The sequence below is a fragment of the Micromonospora sp. NPDC048871 genome (assembly GCF_043198155.1).
GTDB lineage: Bacteria > Actinomycetota > Actinomycetes > Mycobacteriales > Micromonosporaceae > Micromonospora.
In genome coordinates this window covers 934,858-956,639 of record NZ_JBICUM010000001.1, presented here as the reverse complement: position 1 = coordinate 956,639, position 21,782 = coordinate 934,858, and the positions used below count along the sequence as shown (strand labels likewise).

Genomic DNA, 21,782 nt, shown 5'->3' with positions numbered 1-21,782 from the left:
GTCGGCGGCCGGTAGCAGACTGAGGGTGTGGGAGACGCGCTACGCCGAAGCGGTGCCGGTGGGGCGGGACCGCAGTTCGAGGACGTAGTCGTCCGGCGCGCCCGCCTTCTCGGCGGCGTTCGCGATCTCGGACAGATACCACGAGGTGGGCAGCCCGCCCTCGTAGCCGTCGAACACGTACACCCAGGCGGTCACCTCGCCGTCCAGGGTCGACACCCGGACGGTCAGCTTCCGGTAGGTGCCGGCCGTGACCCCCTCGATCTCGTCGAGCTGGGCCGCGTCGTACGGATGGATGTCGTAGAGCGCCACGAAGACCCGGTCGCCGGGCGATTCGACCACCGTGCTGACCGCGCCTTCCCAGCCGATGACATCCTCACCGGCGAAGGTCAGGCGCCAGCCCTCCAGCCAGCCGATGCCCACCATCGGCGAATGCGGGCAGTAGGCGCGCATCCGAGCAGGGTCCAGGTTCGAGCCGTAGGCGGCGTAATGACGCACGGCGATGACGATAGCCCGGCGGACGCTCGGGGGAGAATACGACGGTGCGTGTCGCACGTACCGGGGAGAAGAAAGTCACTGTGAGCATGGACGAGGGGCGGTCGTGGTGAGCCGGATCGTGATCATCGGCGGAGGGCCGGCGGGCTACGAGGCGGCGCTGGTGGCGGCCCAGTTGGACGCCGATGTCACCGTCGTGGAGGACGAGGGTGCCGGGGGTGCCTGCGTACTGTCCGACTGCGTGCCCTCCAAGACCTTCATCGCCAGCTCCGAGGTGGTTACCGGGTACCGCGACACCGAGGTCTTCGGGGTGCACTCCGACGGCCTGGAGGCCGTGACGGTCGACGCCCGGACGGTCAACGAGCGGGTCAAGCGGCTGGCCCTGGCCCAGTCCAGTGACATCCACGCCAAGCTGGTCAAGGCCGGGGTCACCTTCGTCTCCGGGCGGGCCCGGATGGGCGAGGACACCCTGGGGCACACCCACCGGGTGATCGTCACCCCGCACGGCGAGGAGGCCGCGTACGCGATCAGCGCCTCGACGGTGCTGATCGCCACCGGAGCCACCCCCCGTCAGCTGCCCACCGCCGTGCCGGACGGCGAGCGCATCCTGACCTGGCGACAGGTCTACGACCTGCTGGAGCTGCCGGAGCACCTAATCGTGGTCGGTTCCGGGGTGACCGGGGCCGAGTTCGCCAGCGCCTACCTGGCCATGGGGGTGCAGGTCACCCTGGTCTCCAGCCGGGACCGGGTGATGCCGCACGAGGACGCCGACGCCGCCCAGGCCATCGAGCGGGTGTTCCGGGCCCGGGGCATGAGCATCCTGAACAACTCCCGCGCCGAGGGGGTCCGCCGTACCGACGACGGGGTCGAGGTCGAGCTCTCCGACGGCCGCAAGGTGTACGGCTCGCACGCCCTGATCGCGGTCGGCTCGATCCCGAACACCGAGGCCCTGGGGCTGGCCGAGTACGGCGTGGAACTGGCCCGGGGCGGGTACGTGACGGTGGACCGGGTCTCCCGTACCAACGTGCCCGGCATCTACGCGGCCGGGGACTGCACCGGGGTGCTGCCGCTGGCCAGCGTCGCCGCCATGCAGGGCCGGATCGCCATGTGGCACGCCCTCGGCGAGGCCGTGCGGCCGCTGCGGCTGCGTACGGTCTCGGCGAACGTCTTCACCGATCCCGAACTGGCCACGGTCGGGGTCTCGCAGGACGAGGTGGACGCCGGCAAGGTGCCGGCCCGACAGGTGATGCTGGCGCTGGATGGCAACGCCCGGGCGAAGATGGACGAGATGGCCGACGGCTTCGTCAAGCTGTTCTGCCGTCCGGCCAGCGGCCAGGTGATCGGCGGAGTCGTGGTGGCCCCCAAGGCCAGCGAGCTGATCCTGCCCATCACCATGGCGGTGGAGAACAACCTGACCGTCAACGAGTTGGCCCAGACCATCACGATCTACCCCAGCCTCTCCGGCTCGATCACCGAGGCCGCCCGTCAGCTGATGCTGCACGAACTGGAGTGACCTGCCTTGCCGGCGGTCGCCCTGTCCGCCTCCGAGCGGGGGTGGGCAGGGCGGTGGCCAGCAGCACGAGCAGGCCGACCTCGGTGAGGATGAGGGCCCGTTCGATCAGGCCGTAGAGGGCGCGGTCACCGGGATAGGCCGACCAGACCTGGGCGGCGGCCAGCAGCAGGCTGGCCACCGCGAGCATCCGCAACCACCGGCCGGTACGGCCTCCGGCGGGCAGGTGGGCGGCGAGCAGCCAGCCGACCAGGGGCAGGGCCAGGAAGGCCAGCACGGAGGCGTACCGGTGCACGTGCGCGGCCGTGCCCATCTCGGTGCCGGGCGGATTGGTCGGCACCAGACCGGCGATCAGCAGCCCACCGGCCCACACCGCGAGCAGCAGTTGAGCCGTGCCCAGTCGACCACCCGGCCCGGCCAGGCGGCGCAGGGCCGGTACGAGCAGCGCCGAGGCCACCGCCAGGGTCACCATCGCCAGGTGGATGGCGCCGCCGGAGTCGGAGACGGCGTAGTCGCTGACGGTCAGGCGCATCGGGTCCAGGTCCCGCACGGCAAGATGGCCGCCGACGGCCAGCAGTGCGGCCAGGGCGATTCCCCCGAGGGCCAGTGCACCGATGTTCCGGATTCCAGGCATGGTTCAGCCTGTCGCCGTACCCACCCCAGAGGGATCCGGGACGAGCACCGAAATCCGACCCCGGGTGCACCCCGACAGGCCCTCCGGTATCACCCCCAGGGTGACCGCCCGGTCGGGTCAGTCGGCCGGCAGTTCGGCCGGGGCCGGGGTGAACCGGGCGGCGATCGAGGCCAGGGCCCAGCCGGTCAGGGCGAACCCACCGGCGGCCACCGCCGCGATCAGCAACATCCGCCAGGCCGACCCGGTCAGGGCCGCCCCGCCCAGGTGCCCGACCAGACCCCCGTACGAGGCCCACCCGGTCGCCGCCAGGGCGGTGTACGGCAGGAACAGTCGCAGGGGATACCGGCCCCGACCGGAGGTGAAGCAGACCGTCATCCGGCCGCCCGGCACGAACCGGCAGAGCAGCAACCCGGTGGGGCCGGGCCGGCGCAGGCCGGCCGCCAGGCGTCCGGCGATCCGTAGGGTCCGCCCCCGGGTCTGCGGGCGCGGTGGCTGACGCCGCGAGGTGCTGCGGCCGAGCAGGTAACAGGCCAGGTCGCCGGTGAACACCCCGAGAGCGCCGATGCCGATGGCCGTCGGCAGGTCCAGTCCGCCGTACACCGTCAGGGCACCACCGGTGATCATCACCAATTGGGTGGGCACCACCGGTACGAAGGCGTCCACCACCAGCAGCACGAACAGCACGAGGTATGCCCAGCCAGGTGACGCCACCTGGGTAAGTAGGTCGGGCACCGTGGTCCCCTCGTGGTGTGGGCGGTTCGGACAGGTACCGAGCCTGACGATGTGTCCGGGGTCACCATGGCGGACCCTGCCCCGTCGTGACCAGCGACACTCGCCGGTGGTGTGGCCGGTGAGGGCTTTGACCGGGGAATATCGAAATCGACTGGTGTGCGATGACGGTCGCCGGAATCTCGCCCGGCGGCGTACCGTTGTCGGCGCGGCCCCGTGTGCGTCGGGTCCCCCGTTCCCGATGTCGGCCGTGGCCGGGCCGCTGACAGGTCCCGTGTCAGCGGCCCGGCACCCTAAGCGGGCACGGCCACCGGGTCCTCGCCGCCGACCGGCTGCTGGAACTGAGCCTGGTAGAGCCGGTGATAGGCGCCCTTGGCCGCGAGCAGCTCGGTGTGGGTGCCCTGCTCGACGATGCGGCCGTGCTCCATCATCAGGATCAGGTCGGCGTCGCGGATGGTGGAGAGCCGGTGGGCGATGACGAAACTGGTCCGCTCCGACCGCAGGGCCGCCATCGCCCGCTGGAGCAGCACCTCCGTACGGGTGTCCACCGAGCTGGTCGCCTCGTCGAGGATCAACAGTGCGGGCTCGGCCAGGAAGGCCCGGGCGATGGTGATGAGCTGCTTCTCACCCGCGCTGACGTTGCTGCCCTCCTCGTCGATCACGGTGTCGTAGCCGTCGGGCAGGCTGCGCACGAACCGGTCCACGAAGGTGGCCCGGGCGGCGGCGAGGATCTCCTCCTCGGTCGCCTCGGGCCGCCCGTAGGCGATGTTGTCCCGGATGGTGCCGCCGAACAGCCAGGCGTCCTGAAGGACCATGCCGATGCGACCGCGCAGGTCGTCCCGGCTGAGGGTGGTGATGTCCACCCCGTCGAGGGTGATCCGGCCGGCATCCAACTCGTAGAAGCGCATGATCAGGTTGACCAGGGTGGTCTTGCCGGCCCCGGTGGGCCCGACGATGGCCACGGTGTGTCCCGGCTCGGCGACCAGGGAGAGGTCGGTGATCAGCGGCTTGTCCGGGTCGTACCGGAAGGAGACGTCGTGGAACTCCACCCGGCCGTGCGGGTCGCTGATCCGGGCCGGCACCGCCGGGTCCGGTTGCTGTTCCTCGGCGTCCAGCACCGCGAAGACCCGCTCGGCCGAGGCCACCCCGGACTGGAGCAGGTTGGCCATCGAGGCGACCTGGGTGAGCGGCTGGGTGAACTGGCGGGAGTACTGGATGAACGCCTGCACGTCGCCGAGGCTCATCGCACCGGAGGCCACCTGCAAGCCGCCGACCACCGCGATCGCCACGTAGCTGACGTTCCCGATGAAGAACATCGCCGGCATGATGATCCCGGAGATGAACTGGGCCCCGAAGCTGGCCTGGAACAACTCGTCGTTCTTGGCGTGGAAGGCCGCCTCCACCTCACGCTGGCGACCGAAGACCTTGACCAGTTCGTGGCCGGTGAAGGCTTCCTCGATCTGCCCGTTCAGCTCGCCCGTGTGGGTCCACTGGGCGATGAACTTGCGCTGCGACCGCTTGGCGATCTGCCCGGTCACCAGCACCGACAGCGGCACCGCGACCAGCGCCACCAGGGCCAGCAGCGGTGAGATCCAGAACATCATGCCGAGTACCCCGACCACGGTGAGCAGGGCGGTCAGCAGTTGACTGAGGGTCTGCTGGAGGGTCTGCGAGATGTTGTCGATGTCGTTGGTGACCCGGCTGAGCAGTTCCCCGCGCGGCTGTCGGTCGAAGTAGGGCAGCGGCAGCCGGTTCAGCTTCTCCTCGACGTCGGCCCGCAGCTGGAACACCGTGCGCTGGACCACCCCGTTGAGCAGCCACCCCTGCCACCACATCAGCACGCTGGCCGCCAGGTAGAGGACCAACGCGAAGATCAGCACCCGGCCCAGGGCGGCGAAGTCGATGCCCACCCCGGGCACCACCTCCATCCGGGCGAGCATGTCGGCGAAGTTGTCGTTGCCGGCCGCCCGGGCCGCGGCCACGGCCTGCTCGGCGCTGGTGCCGGCCGGCAGTTGCTGGCCGATCACCCCGGTGAAGATCAGGTCGGTGGCGTGCCCGAGCACCTTGGGGCCGATCACGGTGAACCCGACGCTCAGCACCGCCAGCGCGATGACCGCCGCCAGGTGCAGGCGGTGCGGACGCAGTCGGCCCAGCAGGCGTCGGGCGCTGGGCCCGAAGTTCATCGAACGCTCGGCGGGCATCCCCATGCCCATGCCGCCGTGCGGGCCGCCACGATGACCCCCGGCGGGCAGTCGTCTCGGCGTACTCTCGCCGGCCGACTGCTGGGCGGGGATGGCCGACGCCCCGGGTTGCCGCTCGGTCACGCCGGCACCTCCGTGGTGCGTTGGGACGCCACGATCTCGGCGTAGGTGGGGCAGGCCGTCAGCAGGTCCTCGTGTCGGCCCAGGCCGACCACACCGCCGTTCTCCAGCACCACGATCTGATCGGCGTCGATGATGGTGGAGACCCGTTGCGCGACGATGATCACCGCGGCGTCGGCGGTGACCGGCCGCAGGGCCGCCCGTAGGCGCGCGTCCGTGCCGAGGTCCAGCGCGGAGAAGGAGTCGTCGAAGAGGTAGATCTCCGGCCGTCGGACCAGGGCGCGGGCGATCGCCAGCCGCTGTCGCTGGCCACCGGAGACGTTCGTGCCGCCCTGGGCGATCGGGGCCGCCAACCCCTCCGGCATGGCCTCGACGAAGTCCCGGGCCTGGGCGATCTCCAGGGCCGTCCAGAGTTCCTCGTCGGTGGCCTGCGGGTTGCCGTAGCGCAGGTTGCTGGCCACCGTGCCGGTGAACAGGTACGGCCGCTGGGGCACCAGCCCGATCCGGTTCCACAGTTGCTCCGGCGCCAACTGCCGCACGTCGACCCCGTCGACCAGTACGGCACCGGAGGTCACGTCGACCAGCCGGGGGATCAGCGAGAGCAGGGTGCTCTTGCCGGCCCCCGTACTGCCGATGATCGCCGTGGTGCTGCCCGGTGTCACCCGGAAGGAGATGTCCCGCAGCACCGGCTCGGCGGCCCCCGGGTACTGGAACCGCACCTGGCGCAGTTCCAACTCGGCTCGGCTGGTCACCTCGACGACCGGGTCCGGGGCGGGCAGCACGGAGGACTCGGTGTCCAGCACCTCCGTGATCCGTTCCGCGCAGACCGCCGCCCGCGGCACCATCATCAGCATGAAGGTGGCCATCATGACGGCCATCAGGATCTGCATCAGGTATTGCAGGAAGGCGGTCAGCGCACCGACCTGGATGGCGCCCTCGTCGACCCGCTGACCGCCGAACCAGAGCACCGCGACGCTGGAGACGTTGAGCACCAGCATCACCACCGGGAAGATCAACGCCATCAGTCGGCCGGTACGCAGGGCGGTCGCGGTCAGGTCGGTGTTGGCGTTGGCGAACCGGGCCGTCTCGTACGGCTCCCGGACGAAGGCCCGGACCACCCGGATGCCGGTGATCTGTTCCCGCAGCACCCGGTTGATGGTGTCGATCCGGGTCTGCATCAGCCGGAAGCTGGGCACCATCCGCCGGATGATCAGGCCCAGCAGGATCGCCAGCACCGGTACGCAGACCAGCAGCAGCCAGGAGAGCCCGACATCCTCCCGCAGGGCCATCACCACTCCGCCGACGCTCATGATCGGGGCGGCGACCAGCATGGTGCAGCTCATCAGCACGAGCATCTGCACCTGCTGCACGTCATTGGTGTTGCGGGTGATCAGCGAGGGGGCGCCGAAGTGGGCCACCTCCCGGGCGGAGAAGCGGTTGACATGCCCGAACAGGGCCGCCCGCAGGTCCCGGCCGAAGCCCATGGCGATGTGGGCACCCAGGTAGACCGCCGCGATCAGGCAGATGATGTGCACCACGGTGAGTGCCAGCATCCAACCGCCGGTACGCAGGATGTAGTCGGTGTCTCCCCGGGCCACCCCGAGGTCGATGATGTCGGCGTTGAGGCTCGGCAGGGCCAGTGAGGCGATGGTGCTGACGAACTGGAGCAGCACCACCATGGCCAGGGGCCGTCGGTACGGGCGCAGGTTGCCGCCCAGCAGCCGGATCAGCATGTCGGATCTCCCGCGGGTCTGCCGGCTGGCTCCTTCTGGCCGATGATCTCAAGGAGGAACTGCCGGATGACGGCCGCCTTGGTCGGGTCGGCATCGACCGAGGTGAGGGGGCGGCGTGCCTGGATCATCGCGGTCAGGGCGTCCACCCGGTCACGGCCGGTCGGGGTCAGGGTCAATTTGACGGTACGCCGGTCGGTGCCGTCCCTGCGGCGCTGCACCAGGCCGTCGCGCTCCAGGGTGTCGACGATGCCGGTGAGGGTGGCCGGGCGGACGAAGCACAGCTCGGCCACCGCGCGGTGCGGCAGTTCCCCGTGCTCGGCGAGGGCCATCAGGGCGACCATCCCGGCCTGGGTGAGACCGTGCTCCTCGGCCAGATAGCGGTTCCACCGCTGGCCGGTGAGGTGCCCGGCGACCACCAGGAGGCGGCCCAGCGGCACGTCCCCGAGTTGGACCAGTTTCATGTCGGTAGATTAGATACCAGACAGTCAGGGGCCAAAGTATTTTCGGGGATGTGCCACTCACCAACTCGTCGGCAACGGCATCCCCTCGGTGTAGCCGGCGGTGCTCTGCACCCCGACCAGGGCCCGGTCGTGAAACTCCGGCAGGGTGCGCGCACCGGCGTAGGTGAACGCGCTGCGTACCCCGGAGATGATCTCGTCGATCAGGTCCTCCACCCCGGGCCGGGTCGGATCCAGGTACATCCGGGCCGAGGAGATGCCCTCCTCGAAGATCGCCTTGCGGGCCCGGTCGTACGGGCTGTCCTCACTGGTGCGGGCGCTGACCGCCCGCGCGGAGGCCATCCCGAAACTCTCCTTGTAGCGGCGGCCGTCCTCGTCGGTGTAGAGGTCCCCGGGGGACTCGTAGGTGCCGGCGAACCAGGAGCCGATCATGACGTTGGAGGCCCCGGCGGCCAGGGCCAGGGCCACGTCCCGGGGATGGCGCACCCCACCGTCGGCCCAGACGTGCCGGCCCAGTTCCCGGGCGGCGGTCGCACAGTCGAGCACCGCCGAGAACTGCGGCCTGCCCACCCCGGTCATCATCCGGGTGGTGCACATCGCCCCCGGACCCACCCCGACCTTGACGATGTCCGCACCGGCCTCCACCAGATCGCGTACCCCGTCGGCGGTGACCACGTTGCCGGCCGCCACCGGGACCCCCGGATCCAGCCCGCGCACCGTCCTCAGTGCGGAGATCATCCGCTCCTGGTGGCCGTGCGCGGTGTCCACGACCAGGGTGTCCACCCCGGCCGCCAGCAGCGCCGCCGCCTTACCGGCCACATCGCCGTTGATTCCCACCGCCGCCGCGATCCGCAGCCGCCCCTTGTCGTCCACCGCCGGCCGGTACAGGGTGGCCCGCAGGGCCCCCTGCCGGGTGAGTACCCCGACCAGCCGCCCCTCCTCGTCGACCACCGGGGCCAACCGGCGTCGCCCGACGGAGAGCCGGTCGTATCCGGTGCCCGGATCCGCCCCCGCCGGCACGGTGTGCAACTCGGCCGACATCACGTCGCGCAACTGGGCGAAGCGGTCCACCCCGACGGTGTCCGCCTCGGTCACCACCCCCATCGGGCGACCGGCCTCGTCGACCACGATCACCGCGCCGTACGCCCGCTTAGGCAGCAGGTGGATCGCGTCGCCGACGGTGTCCGAGGGGCCGAGGGCGATGGCGGTCTCGTACACCAGGTGCCGCTGCTTGACCCAGGTGACCACCTCGGCCACCACCTCGATCGGGATGTCCTGGGGAATCACCGCGATGCCGCCTCGGCGGGCCACCGTCTCGGCCATCCGCCGACCGGCTACCGCGGTCATGTTCGCCACCACCAGGGGGATCGTGGTGCCGGTACCGTCGCCGGTGGCCAGGTCGACATCGAGCCGTGAGGCCACCTCCGATCGGGCCGGGGCCATGAAGACATCGTTGTAGGTCAGGTCGTACGCCGGGGTGGTGCCATTGAGGAAACGCACCCGGCCATCATTGCCGCCGATGCCCGTCCGCGCCGCCGCTGGTGGAGGAAACCACCCGCTCAGCCCAGCACCAACGCCGCCGCCACCACGACCATCACCACCGCGATCAGGCCGTCGAGCACCTGCCAGACCCGGGGACGCGCCAGCAGGGGAGCCAGCCGGTAGGCACCGACACCGAGGGCGGTGAACCAGCACACACTGGCCAGGGCGGCTCCCACCCCGAACCACCAGCGGTGCTGGTGCTGCTGGGCGATGCCGCCGAGCAGCAGCACGGTGTCCAGATACACGTGCGGGTTCAGGTAGGTGAAGGCTAGGCAGGCCGCCAGGGTCGCGCCGAGCCGGGCCGGGGGCCGGTCCGCGGGGGTCAGGGCCCCGGGGCGCAGGGCGCGGCGGGCGGCCAGGATCGCGTACCCGATCAGGAAGGCGGCACCGCCCCAGCGGATCGCGGTGAGCACCTCCGGTCTACCGGTCATCGAACCCACCCCGGCGATCCCGACCCCGATCAGCAGGGCGTCCGACACCGCGCAGGTGAGCACGACCGGCACCAGGTGTTCCCGGCGCAGGCCCTGGCGGAGCACGAAGGCGTTCTGCGCCCCGATCGCGACGATGAGGGCGATGGACAGGGTGAAACCGGCAACGGCCGAGGTGAGCATGGGTCGACCGTAGGGGTGCAGTGAATCATCAGTCCAACTAAAGATTCTTCACAAGGTTAAGCTCAGCTTCATGACCGGTCTGGACTCCGCCCATCTCCGCACCCTGGCCGCCGTGGTCGAGGAGGGCAGCTTCGAGGCGGCCGGTCGGCTACTGCATGTCACCCCCTCGGCGGTCAGCCAGCGGATAAAGGCCCTGGAGGAAACCGTCGGGCAGGTGCTGGTCCGACGGCAGCGGCCCTGCCAGGCCACCGAGGCCGGACGTCCCCTGCTCCGCCTGGCCGGGCAGCTAGCGTTGCTGGAACGGGAAGCCCTGGCCGACGCGCGTGGGCCCCTCGGTGGCGACCCTGGTCGTACCCGGGTGGCCGTCGTGGTCAACGCCGACTCCCTGGCCACCTGGTTCCCGGCCGCCCTGGCGCGGTTGCCCGCCTCGCCGGAACTCTCCTTCGACCTGCGTCAGGACGACCAGGATCACAGCGCCGAACTGCTGCGCGCGGGAGCGGTGATGGCCGCGGTGACCGCCCAGCGGGAGCCGGTGCAGGGTTGCCGGGTACGCCCACTCGGCGCGATGCGGTACCGGGCCCTGGCCACCCCGGCGGGGGTACGACAATGGTTCCCCGAGGGGCTGACCCCGACGGCCCTGGCCGCCGCACCGGTGGTGGTCTTCGACCGCAAGGACCGCATCCAGTACCGCTTCCTCAAGGCCCTGGCCGGTCACGACCTGGACCCACCGGTGCACTACGTGCCGTCGGTGCCCGCCTTCAGCGCCGCCATCCGCCTGGGGCTGGGGTGGGGGATGGTGCCGGAGCAGATCGCCGACGAGGACCTGGACTCCGGCCGCTGCGTCGACCTGGCCCCGGGCCGGGTGGTGGACATCCCGCTGTACTGGCAGCACTGGCGACTCGACTCACCGGTGCTGACCGCACTCACCGCCGCGGTGGGTGCGGTAGCCGCCGAAACCCTCCGCTGATCCGCCGCACGACCGTCGGCCGCTGAGCTGCGCGGTGCGACGTCGTGCAGTGTTAGGAGGGGACCCCTTTACTACCCCAGGCGTTAACAGGGGGCCCTTCCTTACACCTCAGGCGATGGTGCAGATGGCGGCGCCGGCGGTGATCACCGCGCCCACCTCGGCGGCGAGGCCGCTGACCGTGCCCGCCTTGTGGGCGTGCAACGGCTGCTCCATCTTCATCGCCTCCAGCACCACCACCAGGTCACCCTCGGCGACGCTGTCCCCCTCGGCCACTGCGATCTTGACGATGGTGCCCTGCATGGGGGAGGTCAGCGAGTCGCCACCGACCACCGCGCTGACGGCGGCACCACCACGACGGGTGGGCTTGCGGGCGGCCGGGGCGGCGGAGGCCGAACCGCTGGTCAGGCCCGCGGGCAGGCTGACCTCCAGGCGCTTGCCGCCGACCTCGACCACGACGGTCTCCCGCTCGGCCGGGCCGGCGGTCGCGTCGGCCACGCCGGTGAACGGTGGCACGATGTTGTCGAACTCGGTCTCGATCCACCGGGTGTGCACGGTGAACGGCTCGGCGGTGAAGGCGGGATCGCAGACCACCAGACGGTGGAAGGGCAGCGCGGTGGCCATCCCCTCGACCACCATCTCGGCAAGCGCCCGACGGGCCCGCTCCAACGCCTCCGTCCGGGTCTCCCCGGTGACGATCAGCTTGGCCAGCAGCGAGTCGAAGTTGCCGCCGATCACGTCACCGGCCGAGATGCCGGTGTCCACCCGTACGCCGGGGCCGGTGGGCAGCCGCAGGGCGGTGACCGTGCCGGGGGCGGGCAGGAAGTTGCGCCCCGGGTCCTCGCCGTTGATCCGGAACTCGATGGAGTGCCCGCGCGGCGCCGGGTCCTCGGTGAAGCGCAGCTTCTCCCCGTCGGCGATGCGGAACTGCTCGCGTACCAGGTCGATGCCGGCGGTCTCCTCGGTGACCGGGTGCTCCACCTGAAGCCGGGTGTTGACCTCCAGGAAGGAGATCGTGCCGTCGTTGCCGACCAGGTACTCCACCGTGCCGGCACCGTGGTAGCCGGCCTCCCGGCAGATGGCCTTGGCGCTGTCGTGGATCTGGGCCCGCTGCTCGGCGGTGAGGAAGGGCGCCGGGGCCTCCTCTACCAGCTTCTGGTGCCGGCGCTGCAAGGAGCAGTCCCGGGTGCCGACCACGATGACGTTCCGGTGCTGGTCGGCCAGGACCTGCGCCTCGACGTGGCGGGGCCGGTCGAGGTACCGCTCCACGAAGCATTCGCCCCGGCCGAAGGCGGCGACCGCCTCCCGGGTGGCCGACTCGAACAGCTGCGGGATCTCCTCCATCGTGCGGGCCACCTTCAGACCCCGCCCGCCACCGCCGAAGGCGGCCTTGATGGCCACCGGCAGGCCGTGTTCGGCCGCGAAGGCGATCACCTCGTCGGGGCTGTCGACCGGGTCGGGGGTGCCGGGGACCAGGGGCGCACCGGCCCGCTGGGCGATGTGCCGGGCGGTGACCTTGTCACCCAGGTCGCGGATCGCCTGGGGGGTGGGGCCGATCCAGGTCAGGCCGGCGTCGATGACCGCCTGGGCGAAGTCCGCGTTCTCGGCGAGGAAGCCGTAGCCGGGGTGCACCGCGTCGGCACCGGACCGGGCCGCCACATCGATGATCTTGTCGATGCGCAGGTAGGTCTCCGCCGCGGTGTCACCGCCCAGGGCGTACGCCTCGTCGGCCAGGGTGGCGTGCAGGGCGTCCCGGTCGGAGTCCGCGTACACGGCGACACTGCCCAGGCCGGCGTCCTGGCAGGCGCGGATCACGCGTACCGCGATCTCGCCTCGGTTGGCGATGAGAACCTTGCGCACCTTGGTGGCTCCTCCCGGGGGTTACTGACCGGGAGTTTAGCGACCGAACCGGCAAACCTAACGGGCGCTCAGTGTGGGATGGCGCACGGATTGGCCCGTTATCGATACGGCGTGGTGTCGTACCGATGTGATTCGTTACCGATGACGATGGTGGCCGACAGCGGCCTCAAGCGGGGAGAAGCGATGATTGAGACCAGAGGGCTGCGCAAGTCGTACCGCAGCCGGGCCGGTCGGGAGACGAAGACCGTCGACGCGGTACGCGGGGTGGACCTGGACGTGGCGGCGGGCGAGATCTTCGGGTTCCTCGGCCCGAACGGCGCCGGCAAGACCACCACCCTGCGGATGCTGGCGACCCTCATCGAGCCGGACGGGGGCCAGGCCACCATCGCCGGCGCCGACCTGCGCAAGGACCCGGGCGAGGTACGCCGCCGCATCGGCTATGTGGCCCAGGGCGGCAGCACCTGGGACGAGTCCACCGGTCGGGAGGAGCTGGTGCTCCAGGCCCGGCTGTACGGCATCTCGAAGGCCGAGGCGCAGCGCCGGGCGGTACGTGCCCTGGAGGCCTTCCAGCTCACCGAGTTCGCCGACCGCAAGTGCAAGACCTACTCCGGTGGCCAACGTCGCCGGGTCGAGATCGCCCTCGGCATCATCCACGAGCCGAAGATCGTCTTCCTGGACGAGCCGACCACCGGCCTGGACCCGCAGAGTCGGGCGCACATGTGGGACGAGATCCGCCGGCTGCGCACGGACGGCATGACGGTCTTCATCACCACCCACTACCTGGACGAGGCCGACGCCCTCTGCGACCGCATCGCGATCATGGATCACGGCGAGGTGGTCGCCGAGGGGACCCCCGCCGGGCTCAAGCGGGAGATCTCCGGCGACGTGGTGCAGCTCGGCCTGGGCCACAACGCCGCCGTCGAGGCGGAGAAGCTGCTGGCCGCCGAGGAGTACGTCAGCCGGCTGGAAGCGCTTGAGGAAGGCGGCCTGCGCCTCTTCGTCGACGAGGGGGCCACCGCCATTCCGCGCATCCTGCGCCGGGTCGACAGCGCCGGAATCGAGCTCAGGTCGATCGAGCTGCACCGCCCGAGCCTCGACGACGTCTTCCTCACCAAGACCGGCCGCTCGCTGCGCGAGTCCTGACCCGACCAGGAGAACTGATGAAACTCGCCCGCGACACCTGGCTGATCTTCCAGCGTCAACTGAACCTGCTGCTGCGCAACCCGGTGTGGGTGTTCGTCGGCGTCTTCCAGCCGGTGATGTACCTGCTGCTGTTCGCCCCGCTGCTCAAACCGGCCCTGAACGCGCCCACCCAGGCCGAGGCGTACAAGATCTTCGTGCCCGGCCTGCTGGTGCTGCTGGCCATCTTCGGGGGTCTGTTCCAGGGCTTCGGTCTGATCGCCGAGCTGCGTGCCGGGGTGATCGAACGCTCCCGGGTGACCCCGGTCAGCCGACTGGCCCTGCTGCTCGGCCGCTCCCTGCGCGACGTGGTGTCGCTGCTGGTCCAAGCGGTGATCATCACCCTGCTCGCCCTGCTGTTCGAGCTGCGGGTGTTCATCGGCGACCTGCTGCTGGCCTACCTGATGCTCGCCCTGATCGCGCTGATGACCTCGGCGGTCTCCTACGGGGTAGCGCTGAAGGTCAAGAGCGAGGACGCCTTGGCCCCGCTGATGAACACGGTCGCCCAACCGGTGCTGCTGCTCTCCGGCATCCTGCTCCCGCTGGCCTTCGCCCCCGGCTGGTTGCAGGGCATCGCCAAGTGGAACCCCTTCTCCTGGGCGGTGGACGGCACCCGGGCCCTGTTCAGCGGGGACATCGGCAACGACAAGGTCTGGCAGGGGCTGACCATCATCGCGATCCTCGCCGCCGCCGGGGTCTACTGGGCGGCCCGCCAGTTCGCCCGCAGCGTCCGCTGAGGTGCAAGGAAGGGCCCCTTATTAACGCCTGCGGTAGAGCAGGGGCCCCTTCTTAACACCCCGGCTCAGCAGGGAGAGAGTTCGCTCTCAGGGCAGGTAGGGCAGGCGGCACCCGCTTGTAGCTTGGGCGGGTGTCCCGCCTCCGTCACGACCGGATCACCTGGTTGGCGTACGCCCAACTAGGTCTGTGGGGTTTCTTCCTCTACGGGTTCGGCCCGGTGGTGCCCCTGCTGCGTGATGAGCAGGGCACCAGCGCCGCCGTCGCCGGCCTGCACAGCACCGCCCTGGCGGCCGGTGCGCTGGCCGGCGGGGCGCTGTTCGCCCCGGTCGCCCGGCGATTCGGTCGAAGCCCGACGATCTGGCTGGGGCTGGCCGGGGTGGCCGTCGGGGTCAGCGGGCTGGCCCTGCTCCGCCCGCTACCGGCCACCCTCGCCATCGTCATGGTGATCGCCACCGCGGGGATGCTGGTGGTCAGCGGCGTGAACGTGCTGCTCACCACCCGGCACGGGCCGGCCGCTCCCGCAGCCCTGGCCGAGGCCAACGCCGCCTGCGCCGGCATGGGCATCCTCGCCCCGCTGGTGATCGGGTACACCGTGAACGCCGGCTGGGGTTGGCGCCCCGGCCTGTCCGTCGTGGTCGCCCTGATCGCCTTGGTAGCGGTGGCGACCCGCACCCCTCGGGTACGCGCACCGCAGGTCGCCGCCGTAGCAGCCCGCCGGAGGCCGGTGCCGCCTGCGGCCGGTAGGCGGCGGCTACCCAGGGCGTACTGGATCGCCTGGGGGCTGATGGCGGTCACCGGTTCGATCGAGGTCTGCCTGTCCCTGTGGACCGCGGACGTGCTGCGGGTGCACGCCGGAATGCCGTCCGGTGCCGCCTCGGCGGCGGTGGCCGCGATCGTCGCCGGCATGTTCGTCGGCCGGATCTTCGGCGGGCGGGTGGCCCTCCGGTTCCGCCCGATACCCCTCCTGCTGGCCGCCCTGGGGGTGTCCCTGGCCGGGTTCAGTCTCTTCTGGGTGGCCTCGGTCGGCTGGCTGGCGGTGGTCGGCCTGGTGGTGCTGGGCCTGGGCAACGCCCTGCACTATCCGCTGGCCATCTCCCTGGCCCTCGCCGTCGCTGGAGATGCCACCGATCAGGCGGCGGGCTGGTCGGCGTACTCGATGGCTGTGGGTTTCGGGATCGCGCCGGTCGCCCTCGGGTGGGTGGCCGACGGGGTCGGGACCCACCTGGCCTTCCTGCTGCTGCCCGGCTTCATCGCGTTGGCCGCGCTGCTGGCGGTACGACTCGGCCGGGCCCTGCCGACCCCGGCCCCCGCTTCCGTGTGATCTACCGGCGGTGCAGGGTGTCCACGGCCCGTAGGGCGATGTCGACCGAGGCGTGAAGTTCCTCGCGGCTGGCCCCGGCCGCGGCGTGCACCGCGTGGCCCTCGCTCAGGGCCATCACGAATCGGGCGAGTGCCCGGACATCCGTGTCCTCCAACAGATCACCCTCGGTCACGGCCCGGGACAGGCGTTCCTCCAGGGCCGACTCGGTGGCGGCGCGGCCGGCGGCCAGGATCTCGGCGATGCCGGCGTTCTCCGGCGAGCAGGCCAGACCGCCCTGGATGGAGAAGCAACCAGCGGGGTGGTCGGTAGCGGTCAGGCCGTCGGCGCTTGAGCGCAGAAAGGCCTCGATCGACGCGTACGCGCTGGGCTGGTCGAGCGCGGCACGGGCGGCGGCCACCTGGGTCTCGTGGTAGCGGGCGAAGGCCCGTTGGAACAGTTGCTCCTTGCTGCCGAAGGTGGCGTACAGGCTCGGCCGGTTGATGCCCATCGCGCTGGTCAGGGCGCTCAGCGAGGCACCTTCGTAGCCGTGGCGCCAGAAGACCTCGGTGGCGCGATCGAGGACGGCCTCCTCGTCGAAGGCGCGGGGGCGTCCGATCGGGCTCATGCCGTGCAGTCTACCGCTTGGTACAGAAGTGATCCAAGCCACCAACCGATCGGTACAAAACTCTGTTACGTTGACGTGCAACCGATCAGTACAGAAGGAGAGGCATGACCGTCACACTGGTCACCGGCGCCAACAAGGGCATCGGCTTCGAAACCGCCAAGCAGCTTCGCGACCTGGGCCACCGCGTCTACCTAGGCGCCCGCGACCCTGAGCGGGGCAAAGCGGCGGCGGCAGCCCTGGGCGCCCAGTTCGTACAGCTCGATGTCACCGATGACGCATCGGTGAGCGAGGCCCTGGCGACCATCGATGCGGCCGAGGGCCGCCTCGACGTCCTGATCAACAATGCCGGCATCCTCGGCGCCGGCGAAATCGACGGACCGAAGGCCCTGGAGGTGTTCGACACCAACGCGGTGGGCATCGTCCGGGTCACCGAGGCCGCGTTGCCGCTGCTGGAAAAATCCTCGAACCCCGTTGTCGTCAACGTGTCCAGCAGCATGGGCTCCTTCTGGGCGGTGAACAACCCCGATCGGCCGGAACACCACCTGCCGTTGACCCTGTACGCGGCGTCGAAGTCGGCGGCCACCATGCTCACCGTCCAGTACGCCAAGTGGCACCCGGGCATCAAATTCAACGCGATCGAGCCCGGCCCCACCGCCACCGACTTGACCGCCGCCTTCGGCTTAGGACGACCGGCCGCGGAAAGCGCCAGGACGGTCGTACGCCTAGCCACCCTGGACCCGGACGGCCCGACCGGCACCCTCACCGACGAGCACGGCGAACTGAACTGGTGATGAAGATGACAACCCAAGAAGATATGCGTACCTGGTATCTGCGCTATGTCGCCGCCCTCAACGCCCACGAGTTCGACGGGATGGACGAGTTCATCAACGACCGGGTCCTGCTCAACGGCAATCCGGGCACCCGGGACGACGTCCTAGCCGTCCAGCGACAGGACGTCGAAGCCGTCCCGGACCTCCACTGGGAGGTCAAGGAACTGCTGTTCGACCGCAACCGCATCGCCGTACGCGCGATCAACACCGGCACTCCGGTCAAGGAATGGCTAGGTGTCGACCCTACCGGGGCCTCCTTCGAGATCGTCGAGTACGCCATCTACGAGGTCAGTGAGGGCCGGTTCGTCCAGATGACGGCGCTGCACGACTCCGCCGAGCTGCTTCGACAGCTCACCGCCTGAGCAGGTTCGGACGCCCGGACGTCGGGCGTCCGAACCAACGGCCGGTCCCGGCTCGCCCCACCGATTACTCGCAACTGACGAATGGAACCAGCAATGACAACGATCGGAATCATCGGTGCCGGCGAAGTCGGCAGCCAGATCGCGCGTGCGGCAGTCGCCACCGGCTATCACGTCGTCATCGCCAACTCCCGGGCACCCGGGACGCTGCACCGTCTCGTGGCCGAGCTGGGTCCCTCGGCGCGCGCCGCATACGCCGCGGACGCCGCCGCGGCCGGGGACTTCGCCGTCGTGGCGGTACCCCTCAGACTCGCCAACGACATGCCGGTCGACGAACTTGCCGGCAAGATCGTGCTGGATACGAACAACTACATGCCCTGGCGCGACGGCAACTTCCCGGTCATCGACTCCGGAGAGAAGACGGTCCACGAACTACGCCAGGAGCAGCTCCCGACCTCGAAGGTCGCCAAGGCGTTCACCCACATTCAGGCACCCCGGCTGCTCACCGCCGCTCGGCCTGCCGGCGCCCCCGACCGGCTGGCCCTGTCGGTGTCGAGCGACCATCCCGAAGCTGTCGAACTCGTGACGAGACTGTACGACCAGTTCGGCTTCGACACCGTGGACAACAGCCCGCTGAGCGAATCCTGGCGCACCGAACCGGGCCAACCTGCCTGGCTCCGGCACGCACATCAGAACCGAGAAGAGTTGGCCCTCAACCTGGCCCGAGCCCGACGCACAGTTCAGGTCTAGCCGCAGCCAGACGGTGGCCGCTGCGGTCAGTGCACCCGGGCGAGGGTCAGGCCGTCGGCGATCGGCAGCATCACCGCCTCCACCCGTACATCGGCCAGGACCTGGTCGTTGAAGGCGGCGATGGCCCGGTCGTCCTCGCTCTGCGGGGCGATGACCCGGCCGTGCCGGAGCACGTTGTCGACCGCGATCACCCCGCCTGGCCGCATCCGGGGCACCAGCTCGGCCCAGTACACCGGGTAGCCGGTCTTGTCGGCGTCGATGAAGGCGAAGTCCAGGTACCTCTCGTTCGGCAGCTCCCGCAGGGTGTCCCCGGCCGGGCCGATCCGCAGATCGATCCGGTCGGCCACCCCCGCCCGGGCCCAGTACCGGCGGGCCACCCTCGTGTACTCCTCGGAGATGTCGAAGCAGGTCAGCCGCCCGCCGTCGACCAGACCCCGGGCGATCGCCAGCGCGGACAACCCGGTGAAGGTGCCCACCTCCACCGCCTGCCGGGCACCGAGAAGCCGGGTCAGGAAGGTCAGGAAGGCGGCCTGCTCGGGGGCCACCTGCATGGAGGCGCGCTCCGGCAGCAGGGCCAGGGTCTCCTCGGCCAGGTCACGGATCACCTCGTCGGGAGGGGTGCCGTGCGCCACGAGATACCCGTGCAGTTCGTCGGTGAGCGGAATCGACTTGCGGGTCATGCCCGGACGTTAACCCAGAGGCTCGATCGACTGGCTGCCCGGCGCGACCTTCGTCCACAAATCGGTGATCCGCAGGTCCAGCTCGGCCAGCAGCCGCCGCAGCAATGGCAGGGACAGCCCGATCACCGTGCTCGGATCACCCTCGATCCGCTCCACGAACGGCCCGCCCAGACCGTCGATGGTGAAGGCCCCGGCGACCGCCAGCGGCTCACCGGACCGGACATAGGTGGCGATCTCGTGATCGTCGATGTCGGCGAAGTGCACCACCGTGGAAGCCACCGCCTCCGCCCGCCGACCCCCCTCGACATCGAGGATGCAGTGCCCACTGTGCAGCACCCCGCTGCGCCCACGCATCCGCTCCCACCGGGCGGTAGCGTCGGCAGAATCGGTCGGCTTGCCCAGGATCTGTCCATCGAAGGCGAGCACCGAGTCGCAGCCCAGCACGAGGGTGCGCTGGTCAGCGGCGGGCCGCAACCGGGCCAGCACCGCCTGCGCCTTCAACCCGGCCAACTCCAGACAGAGATCCTCCGCCCGTTCGGTCACGACAACTGACTCGTCGACCCCGCTGACCAGCACGTCCGGCTCGATGCCGGCGGCTTGCAGGGTCTTACGGCGGGCCGGGCTCGCCGAGGCGAGCACCAACCGAATCGGCATGGCTTCAGGCACCCCGCCGACGTTACCGGTTGCCAACCCGATCATGCCGCCGCCTCCACCCCCGGTCGCCGGTCGCCGTGTCGCGTAGGCGGTCAGCGACTGATCCGCGGTGGGGGATCATCGGACCTGCGGCGGTGGCGAGCGAACAAAGCCCAGGCCCCACCCGCCGCCAGCAGCACCCCCAAGGTGACCCACCCCCGCACGGCCGCCGCACCGTCACCCCCACCCTCGGCCCGCGGCCCATCCGCCGCCGCCGTGGTCGGGCCAGCCGCATCCGGCGAGGTCGCAGGCACCGACTCAAAACCCCTAGGCGGTACGTCTGCCGTCAGCGCCGCCACCAGATCGATGACCCCATAGCCGTACTGGTCGTCCCGCCCCGGCGGCCCCTTGTCGATCGCAGTGGCAGTCAGCCGGTGCGCCACCTCATCCGCAGGCAGATACGGATACTTGGCCCGCACCAACGCCGCAGCCCCCGCCACAATCGCCGTCGAGTTCGATGTTCCGGTACTCCGGCGGTACTTGCCCCCAGCATCGATGCTGTAGATGTCAACGGATGGCGCAACGATGTCTATCTGCGGTCCGGTCATTGCGGTCGCTGCATGCGCCCCATCGCGTCCAATGCCGCCGACGGCAATTACCCCGCTGTCCGCTGCCGGGTAAATGACGCTTGAGTCGGGGGGTGTGTTGCCCGCTGCTGCAACGATGACAACATTGGCTGCTCGGGCCTCCTGGATGGCTCTGAGCAATGCAGTGCTACTGCCGCCTCCTCCGGAAATGCTAATCACATTCGCCCTCTGGCTAACTGCGTACTCGATGCCGAGTGCCAGCCGATCCGCATCTCCGATGTTCTTCGAATCGGACGTCGTGACGGGGAGGATCTTTGCCTTGGGTGCGATTCCTAGTGCGCCGAGATTGTTATTGCTTCCGTGAGCCGCTACCAGTCCAGCCATTGCTGTCCCGTGGCCGTTGGGATCAGTGTTCCCGCCGTTCGGGTCGGTAATCATACTCCTTCCCGGCAGCAAGTTCCTTTGGATATCCGGGTGCGAATCGACCCCGGTATCCAGAACTGCGACCGTTGCACCCTCTCCTTGGCTGACTAGGTGCGCTCTTTGGATGTCCAGATAACTCAGGTGCCACTGGTCGCTCCGAATCAGACTTGCCCCGTCTGGTTGCGATACCTCTGCGTTTGCGCTAGCTCCTGCTAGTGGCAAGATCCAGGCAATCAGGGCAGCAGTTCCTTGCCTGAGGAGGGTGGAGCCGGCAGTCATCTAGGGATGCCGATTGCAGGGCCAGGGTCGATTGGTCCTTCATTCTCGGGCGGACGGACGACCGGGTCGACGCCCTGATCCATCCTCCAAGGCTCATCAGGGTCCCACTTGCGCGGATCGCTGATGCCGGGCTTGCGCTCGAATGAACGCCCTGACGCTATACCCTGACCCAGGGGAAGGCCAATATTCGGAGCACCATAGGAAATCCCGGGCGAGCCCTTACCGCCCGGACGAGAGCCTGCTGCGCCTGTCGGGGTAGTGCCAGCTCCGCCACCGCCGATTACACCGCCAACCGGGTTTACGCGTCGGGGTTGCGTGCCGCCGGAAGTTGGCTGAACTGCTCCCGGGCTTAGCGGCTGCCCGATAAAGCCGCTAGGGGCTGCGGCGCGTGGGCTCGTCGGCGCTGCAAGGCGCGGCGCGCCATTTGTAGTTGGCTGTCCAATCTGACCTCGGCCAAGAGGGTTGGTGCCAGTGCCTAGGCCGACCGACGGGAGTAAATTGCTGCTGGTGTTTGGCGATGCGGAGTTGCCCGGCGAAAGTGCAGG

General features: G+C 69.9%; 21 protein-coding genes. 8 read left to right on the top strand and 13 right to left on the bottom strand.

Features of this window, described 5'->3' with window-relative positions; all coding sequences use genetic code 11:
• Nucleotides 1-39: 39 nt before the first annotated feature.
• Nucleotides 40-495: a gamma-glutamylcyclotransferase gene (locus ACGFIK_RS04535; RefSeq protein ID WP_327022773.1), complete on the bottom strand. Its 456-nt coding sequence runs from the start codon at nt 493-495 to the stop codon at nt 40-42.
• Nucleotides 496-601: 106 nt separating this feature from the next.
• Here ACGFIK_RS04535 and ACGFIK_RS04530 point away from each other — a divergent pair, with 106 nt between their 5' ends.
• The gene (locus ACGFIK_RS04530) at nt 602-2,005 is read left to right on the top strand and encodes an NAD(P)H-quinone dehydrogenase (RefSeq protein ID WP_327027271.1); all 1,404 of its coding nucleotides are present in this window, start codon (nt 602-604) and stop codon (nt 2,003-2,005) included.
• Here ACGFIK_RS04530 and ACGFIK_RS04525 read toward each other — a convergent pair.
• The 7 genes from ACGFIK_RS04525 to ACGFIK_RS04495 form a co-directional block, all read right to left on the bottom strand.
• Nucleotides 1,962-2,636 (bottom strand): DUF998 domain-containing protein, encoded by a 675-nt coding sequence (locus tag ACGFIK_RS04525; RefSeq protein ID WP_327022772.1) that lies wholly within the window; start codon nt 2,634-2,636, stop codon nt 1,962-1,964. The two genes, ACGFIK_RS04530 and ACGFIK_RS04525, sit on opposite strands and share 44 nt — an antisense overlap.
• A gap of 117 nt (nt 2,637-2,753) precedes the next feature.
• On the bottom strand, nt 2,754-3,368 hold the full coding sequence (locus ACGFIK_RS04520; RefSeq protein WP_327022771.1) for a VTT domain-containing protein: 615 nt from the start codon (nt 3,366-3,368) through the stop codon (nt 2,754-2,756).
• Nucleotides 3,369-3,658: 290 nt separating this feature from the next.
• Nucleotides 3,659-5,578, bottom strand: a complete 1,920-nt coding sequence (locus tag ACGFIK_RS04515) for an ABC transporter ATP-binding protein (protein ID WP_327027270.1) — start codon at nt 5,576-5,578, stop codon at nt 3,659-3,661.
• Nucleotides 5,579-5,685: 107 nt separating this feature from the next.
• Nucleotides 5,686-7,419, bottom strand: a complete 1,734-nt coding sequence (locus ACGFIK_RS04510; RefSeq protein ID WP_327022770.1) for an ABC transporter ATP-binding protein — start codon at nt 7,417-7,419, stop codon at nt 5,686-5,688.
• Nucleotides 7,413-7,880: a MarR family winged helix-turn-helix transcriptional regulator gene (locus ACGFIK_RS04505; RefSeq protein WP_327022769.1), complete on the bottom strand. Its 468-nt coding sequence runs from the start codon at nt 7,878-7,880 to the stop codon at nt 7,413-7,415. The genes ACGFIK_RS04510 and ACGFIK_RS04505 overlap by 7 nt, the downstream gene beginning before the upstream one ends.
• A 57-nt stretch (nt 7,881-7,937) precedes the next feature.
• On the bottom strand, nt 7,938-9,377 hold the full coding sequence (locus ACGFIK_RS04500; protein WP_327022768.1) for a GuaB1 family IMP dehydrogenase-related protein: 1,440 nt from the start codon (nt 9,375-9,377) through the stop codon (nt 7,938-7,940).
• Nucleotides 9,378-9,436: 59 nt separating this feature from the next.
• Complete coding sequence (locus ACGFIK_RS04495) at nt 9,437-10,030, bottom strand: LysE/ArgO family amino acid transporter (RefSeq protein WP_327022767.1); 594 nt, start codon at nt 10,028-10,030, stop codon at nt 9,437-9,439.
• A gap of 70 nt (nt 10,031-10,100) precedes the next feature.
• Here ACGFIK_RS04495 and ACGFIK_RS04490 point away from each other — a divergent pair, with 70 nt between their 5' ends.
• Entirely contained in the window at nt 10,101-10,997 is an 897-nt protein-coding gene (locus ACGFIK_RS04490; protein ID WP_327022766.1) for a LysR family transcriptional regulator ArgP, read from the top strand.
• A 108-nt stretch (nt 10,998-11,105) separates the two neighbouring features.
• Here the strand turns inward: ACGFIK_RS04490 and ACGFIK_RS04485 are convergent, their stop codons facing one another.
• Entirely contained in the window at nt 11,106-12,854 is a 1,749-nt protein-coding gene (locus tag ACGFIK_RS04485) for a biotin carboxylase N-terminal domain-containing protein (protein ID WP_327022765.1), read from the bottom strand.
• Nucleotides 12,855-13,037: 183 nt separating this feature from the next.
• Here ACGFIK_RS04485 and ACGFIK_RS04480 point away from each other — a divergent pair, with 183 nt between their 5' ends.
• The 3 genes from ACGFIK_RS04480 to ACGFIK_RS04470 all read left to right on the top strand — a co-directional run bounded on the left by ACGFIK_RS04480 (nt 13,038) and on the right by ACGFIK_RS04470 (nt 16,092).
• Complete coding sequence (locus ACGFIK_RS04480; RefSeq protein WP_327022764.1) at nt 13,038-13,997, top strand: ATP-binding cassette domain-containing protein; 960 nt, start codon at nt 13,038-13,040, stop codon at nt 13,995-13,997.
• A 17-nt stretch (nt 13,998-14,014) separates the two neighbouring features.
• The gene (locus ACGFIK_RS04475) at nt 14,015-14,770 is read left to right on the top strand and encodes an ABC transporter permease (protein ID WP_327022763.1); all 756 of its coding nucleotides are present in this window, start codon (nt 14,015-14,017) and stop codon (nt 14,768-14,770) included.
• A gap of 131 nt (nt 14,771-14,901) precedes the next feature.
• Nucleotides 14,902-16,092: an MFS transporter gene (locus tag ACGFIK_RS04470; protein WP_393337634.1), complete on the top strand. Its 1,191-nt coding sequence runs from the start codon at nt 14,902-14,904 to the stop codon at nt 16,090-16,092.
• A gap of 1 nt (nt 16,093) precedes the next feature.
• Here ACGFIK_RS04470 and ACGFIK_RS04465 read toward each other — a convergent pair whose 3' ends face one another.
• A complete protein-coding gene (locus ACGFIK_RS04465; RefSeq protein WP_327022761.1) occupies nt 16,094-16,696 on the bottom strand; it encodes a TetR/AcrR family transcriptional regulator in 603 nt (200 codons plus the stop codon).
• Nucleotides 16,697-16,800: 104 nt separating this feature from the next.
• Here ACGFIK_RS04465 and ACGFIK_RS04460 point away from each other — a divergent pair, with 104 nt between their 5' ends.
• From ACGFIK_RS04460 to ACGFIK_RS04450, 3 genes are all read left to right on the top strand, one after another.
• Nucleotides 16,801-17,487, top strand: coding sequence for an SDR family NAD(P)-dependent oxidoreductase (locus tag ACGFIK_RS04460; protein WP_393337631.1), 687 nt, complete (start codon nt 16,801-16,803; stop codon nt 17,485-17,487).
• Nucleotides 17,488-17,492: 5 nt separating this feature from the next.
• On the top strand, nt 17,493-17,888 hold the full coding sequence (locus ACGFIK_RS04455; protein WP_327022759.1) for an ester cyclase: 396 nt from the start codon (nt 17,493-17,495) through the stop codon (nt 17,886-17,888).
• Nucleotides 17,889-17,981: 93 nt separating this feature from the next.
• Nucleotides 17,982-18,635: an NAD(P)-binding domain-containing protein gene (locus tag ACGFIK_RS04450; RefSeq protein WP_327022758.1), complete on the top strand. Its 654-nt coding sequence runs from the start codon at nt 17,982-17,984 to the stop codon at nt 18,633-18,635.
• A 26-nt stretch (nt 18,636-18,661) separates the two neighbouring features.
• Here the strand turns inward: ACGFIK_RS04450 and ACGFIK_RS04445 are convergent, their stop codons facing one another.
• Genes ACGFIK_RS04445 through ACGFIK_RS04435 form a run of 3 tightly spaced genes read right to left on the bottom strand, consistent with a single transcriptional unit; the run spans nt 18,662 to nt 21,237 of the window.
• Nucleotides 18,662-19,315 carry an O-methyltransferase gene (locus ACGFIK_RS04445; RefSeq protein WP_327022757.1) on the bottom strand — a complete coding sequence of 218 codons (654 nt, stop codon included), beginning with the start codon at nt 19,313-19,315 and terminating at the stop codon, nt 18,662-18,664.
• Nucleotides 19,316-19,324: 9 nt separating this feature from the next.
• Nucleotides 19,325-20,014 carry a Maf family protein gene (locus tag ACGFIK_RS04440; RefSeq protein ID WP_393337627.1) on the bottom strand — a complete coding sequence of 230 codons (690 nt, stop codon included), beginning with the start codon at nt 20,012-20,014 and terminating at the stop codon, nt 19,325-19,327.
• 47 nt (nt 20,015-20,061) lie between these two features.
• Nucleotides 20,062-21,237, bottom strand: a complete 1,176-nt coding sequence (locus ACGFIK_RS04435; protein ID WP_393337624.1) for a S8 family serine peptidase — start codon at nt 21,235-21,237, stop codon at nt 20,062-20,064.
• Between the last annotated feature and the right edge of the window lie 545 nt (nt 21,238-21,782).

What these genes read in the sequence shown, in the direction of transcription:
- ACGFIK_RS04525 (WP_327022772.1), bottom strand. Translation starts at nt 2,636, where the DNA reads ATGCCTGGAATCCGGAACATCGGTGCACTGGCCCTCGGGGGAATCGCC.
- ACGFIK_RS04515 (WP_327027270.1), bottom strand. Translation starts at nt 5,578, where the DNA reads ATGGGCATGGGGATGCCCGCCGAGCGTTCGATGAACTTCGGGCCCAGC.
- ACGFIK_RS04510 (WP_327022770.1), bottom strand. Translation starts at nt 7,419, where the DNA reads ATGCTGATCCGGCTGCTGGGCGGCAACCTGCGCCCGTACCGACGGCCC.
- ACGFIK_RS04505 (WP_327022769.1), bottom strand. Translation starts at nt 7,880, where the DNA reads ATGAAACTGGTCCAACTCGGGGACGTGCCGCTGGGCCGCCTCCTGGTG.
- ACGFIK_RS04495 (WP_327022767.1), bottom strand. Translation starts at nt 10,030, where the DNA reads ATGCTCACCTCGGCCGTTGCCGGTTTCACCCTGTCCATCGCCCTCATC.
- ACGFIK_RS04490 (WP_327022766.1), top strand. Translation starts at nt 10,101, where the DNA reads ATGACCGGTCTGGACTCCGCCCATCTCCGCACCCTGGCCGCCGTGGTC.
- ACGFIK_RS04480 (WP_327022764.1), top strand. Translation starts at nt 13,038, where the DNA reads ATGATTGAGACCAGAGGGCTGCGCAAGTCGTACCGCAGCCGGGCCGGT.
- ACGFIK_RS04475 (WP_327022763.1), top strand. Translation starts at nt 14,015, where the DNA reads ATGAAACTCGCCCGCGACACCTGGCTGATCTTCCAGCGTCAACTGAAC.
- ACGFIK_RS04465 (WP_327022761.1), bottom strand. Translation starts at nt 16,696, where the DNA reads ATGAGCCCGATCGGACGCCCCCGCGCCTTCGACGAGGAGGCCGTCCTC.
- ACGFIK_RS04460 (WP_393337631.1), top strand. Translation starts at nt 16,801, where the DNA reads ATGACCGTCACACTGGTCACCGGCGCCAACAAGGGCATCGGCTTCGAA.
- ACGFIK_RS04455 (WP_327022759.1), top strand. Translation starts at nt 17,493, where the DNA reads ATGACAACCCAAGAAGATATGCGTACCTGGTATCTGCGCTATGTCGCC.
- ACGFIK_RS04450 (WP_327022758.1), top strand. Translation starts at nt 17,982, where the DNA reads ATGACAACGATCGGAATCATCGGTGCCGGCGAAGTCGGCAGCCAGATC.
- ACGFIK_RS04445 (WP_327022757.1), bottom strand. Translation starts at nt 19,315, where the DNA reads ATGACCCGCAAGTCGATTCCGCTCACCGACGAACTGCACGGGTATCTC.
- ACGFIK_RS04440 (WP_393337627.1), bottom strand. Translation starts at nt 20,014, where the DNA reads ATGATCGGGTTGGCAACCGGTAACGTCGGCGGGGTGCCTGAAGCCATG.
- ACGFIK_RS04435 (WP_393337624.1), bottom strand. Translation starts at nt 21,237, where the DNA reads ATGACTGCCGGCTCCACCCTCCTCAGGCAAGGAACTGCTGCCCTGATT.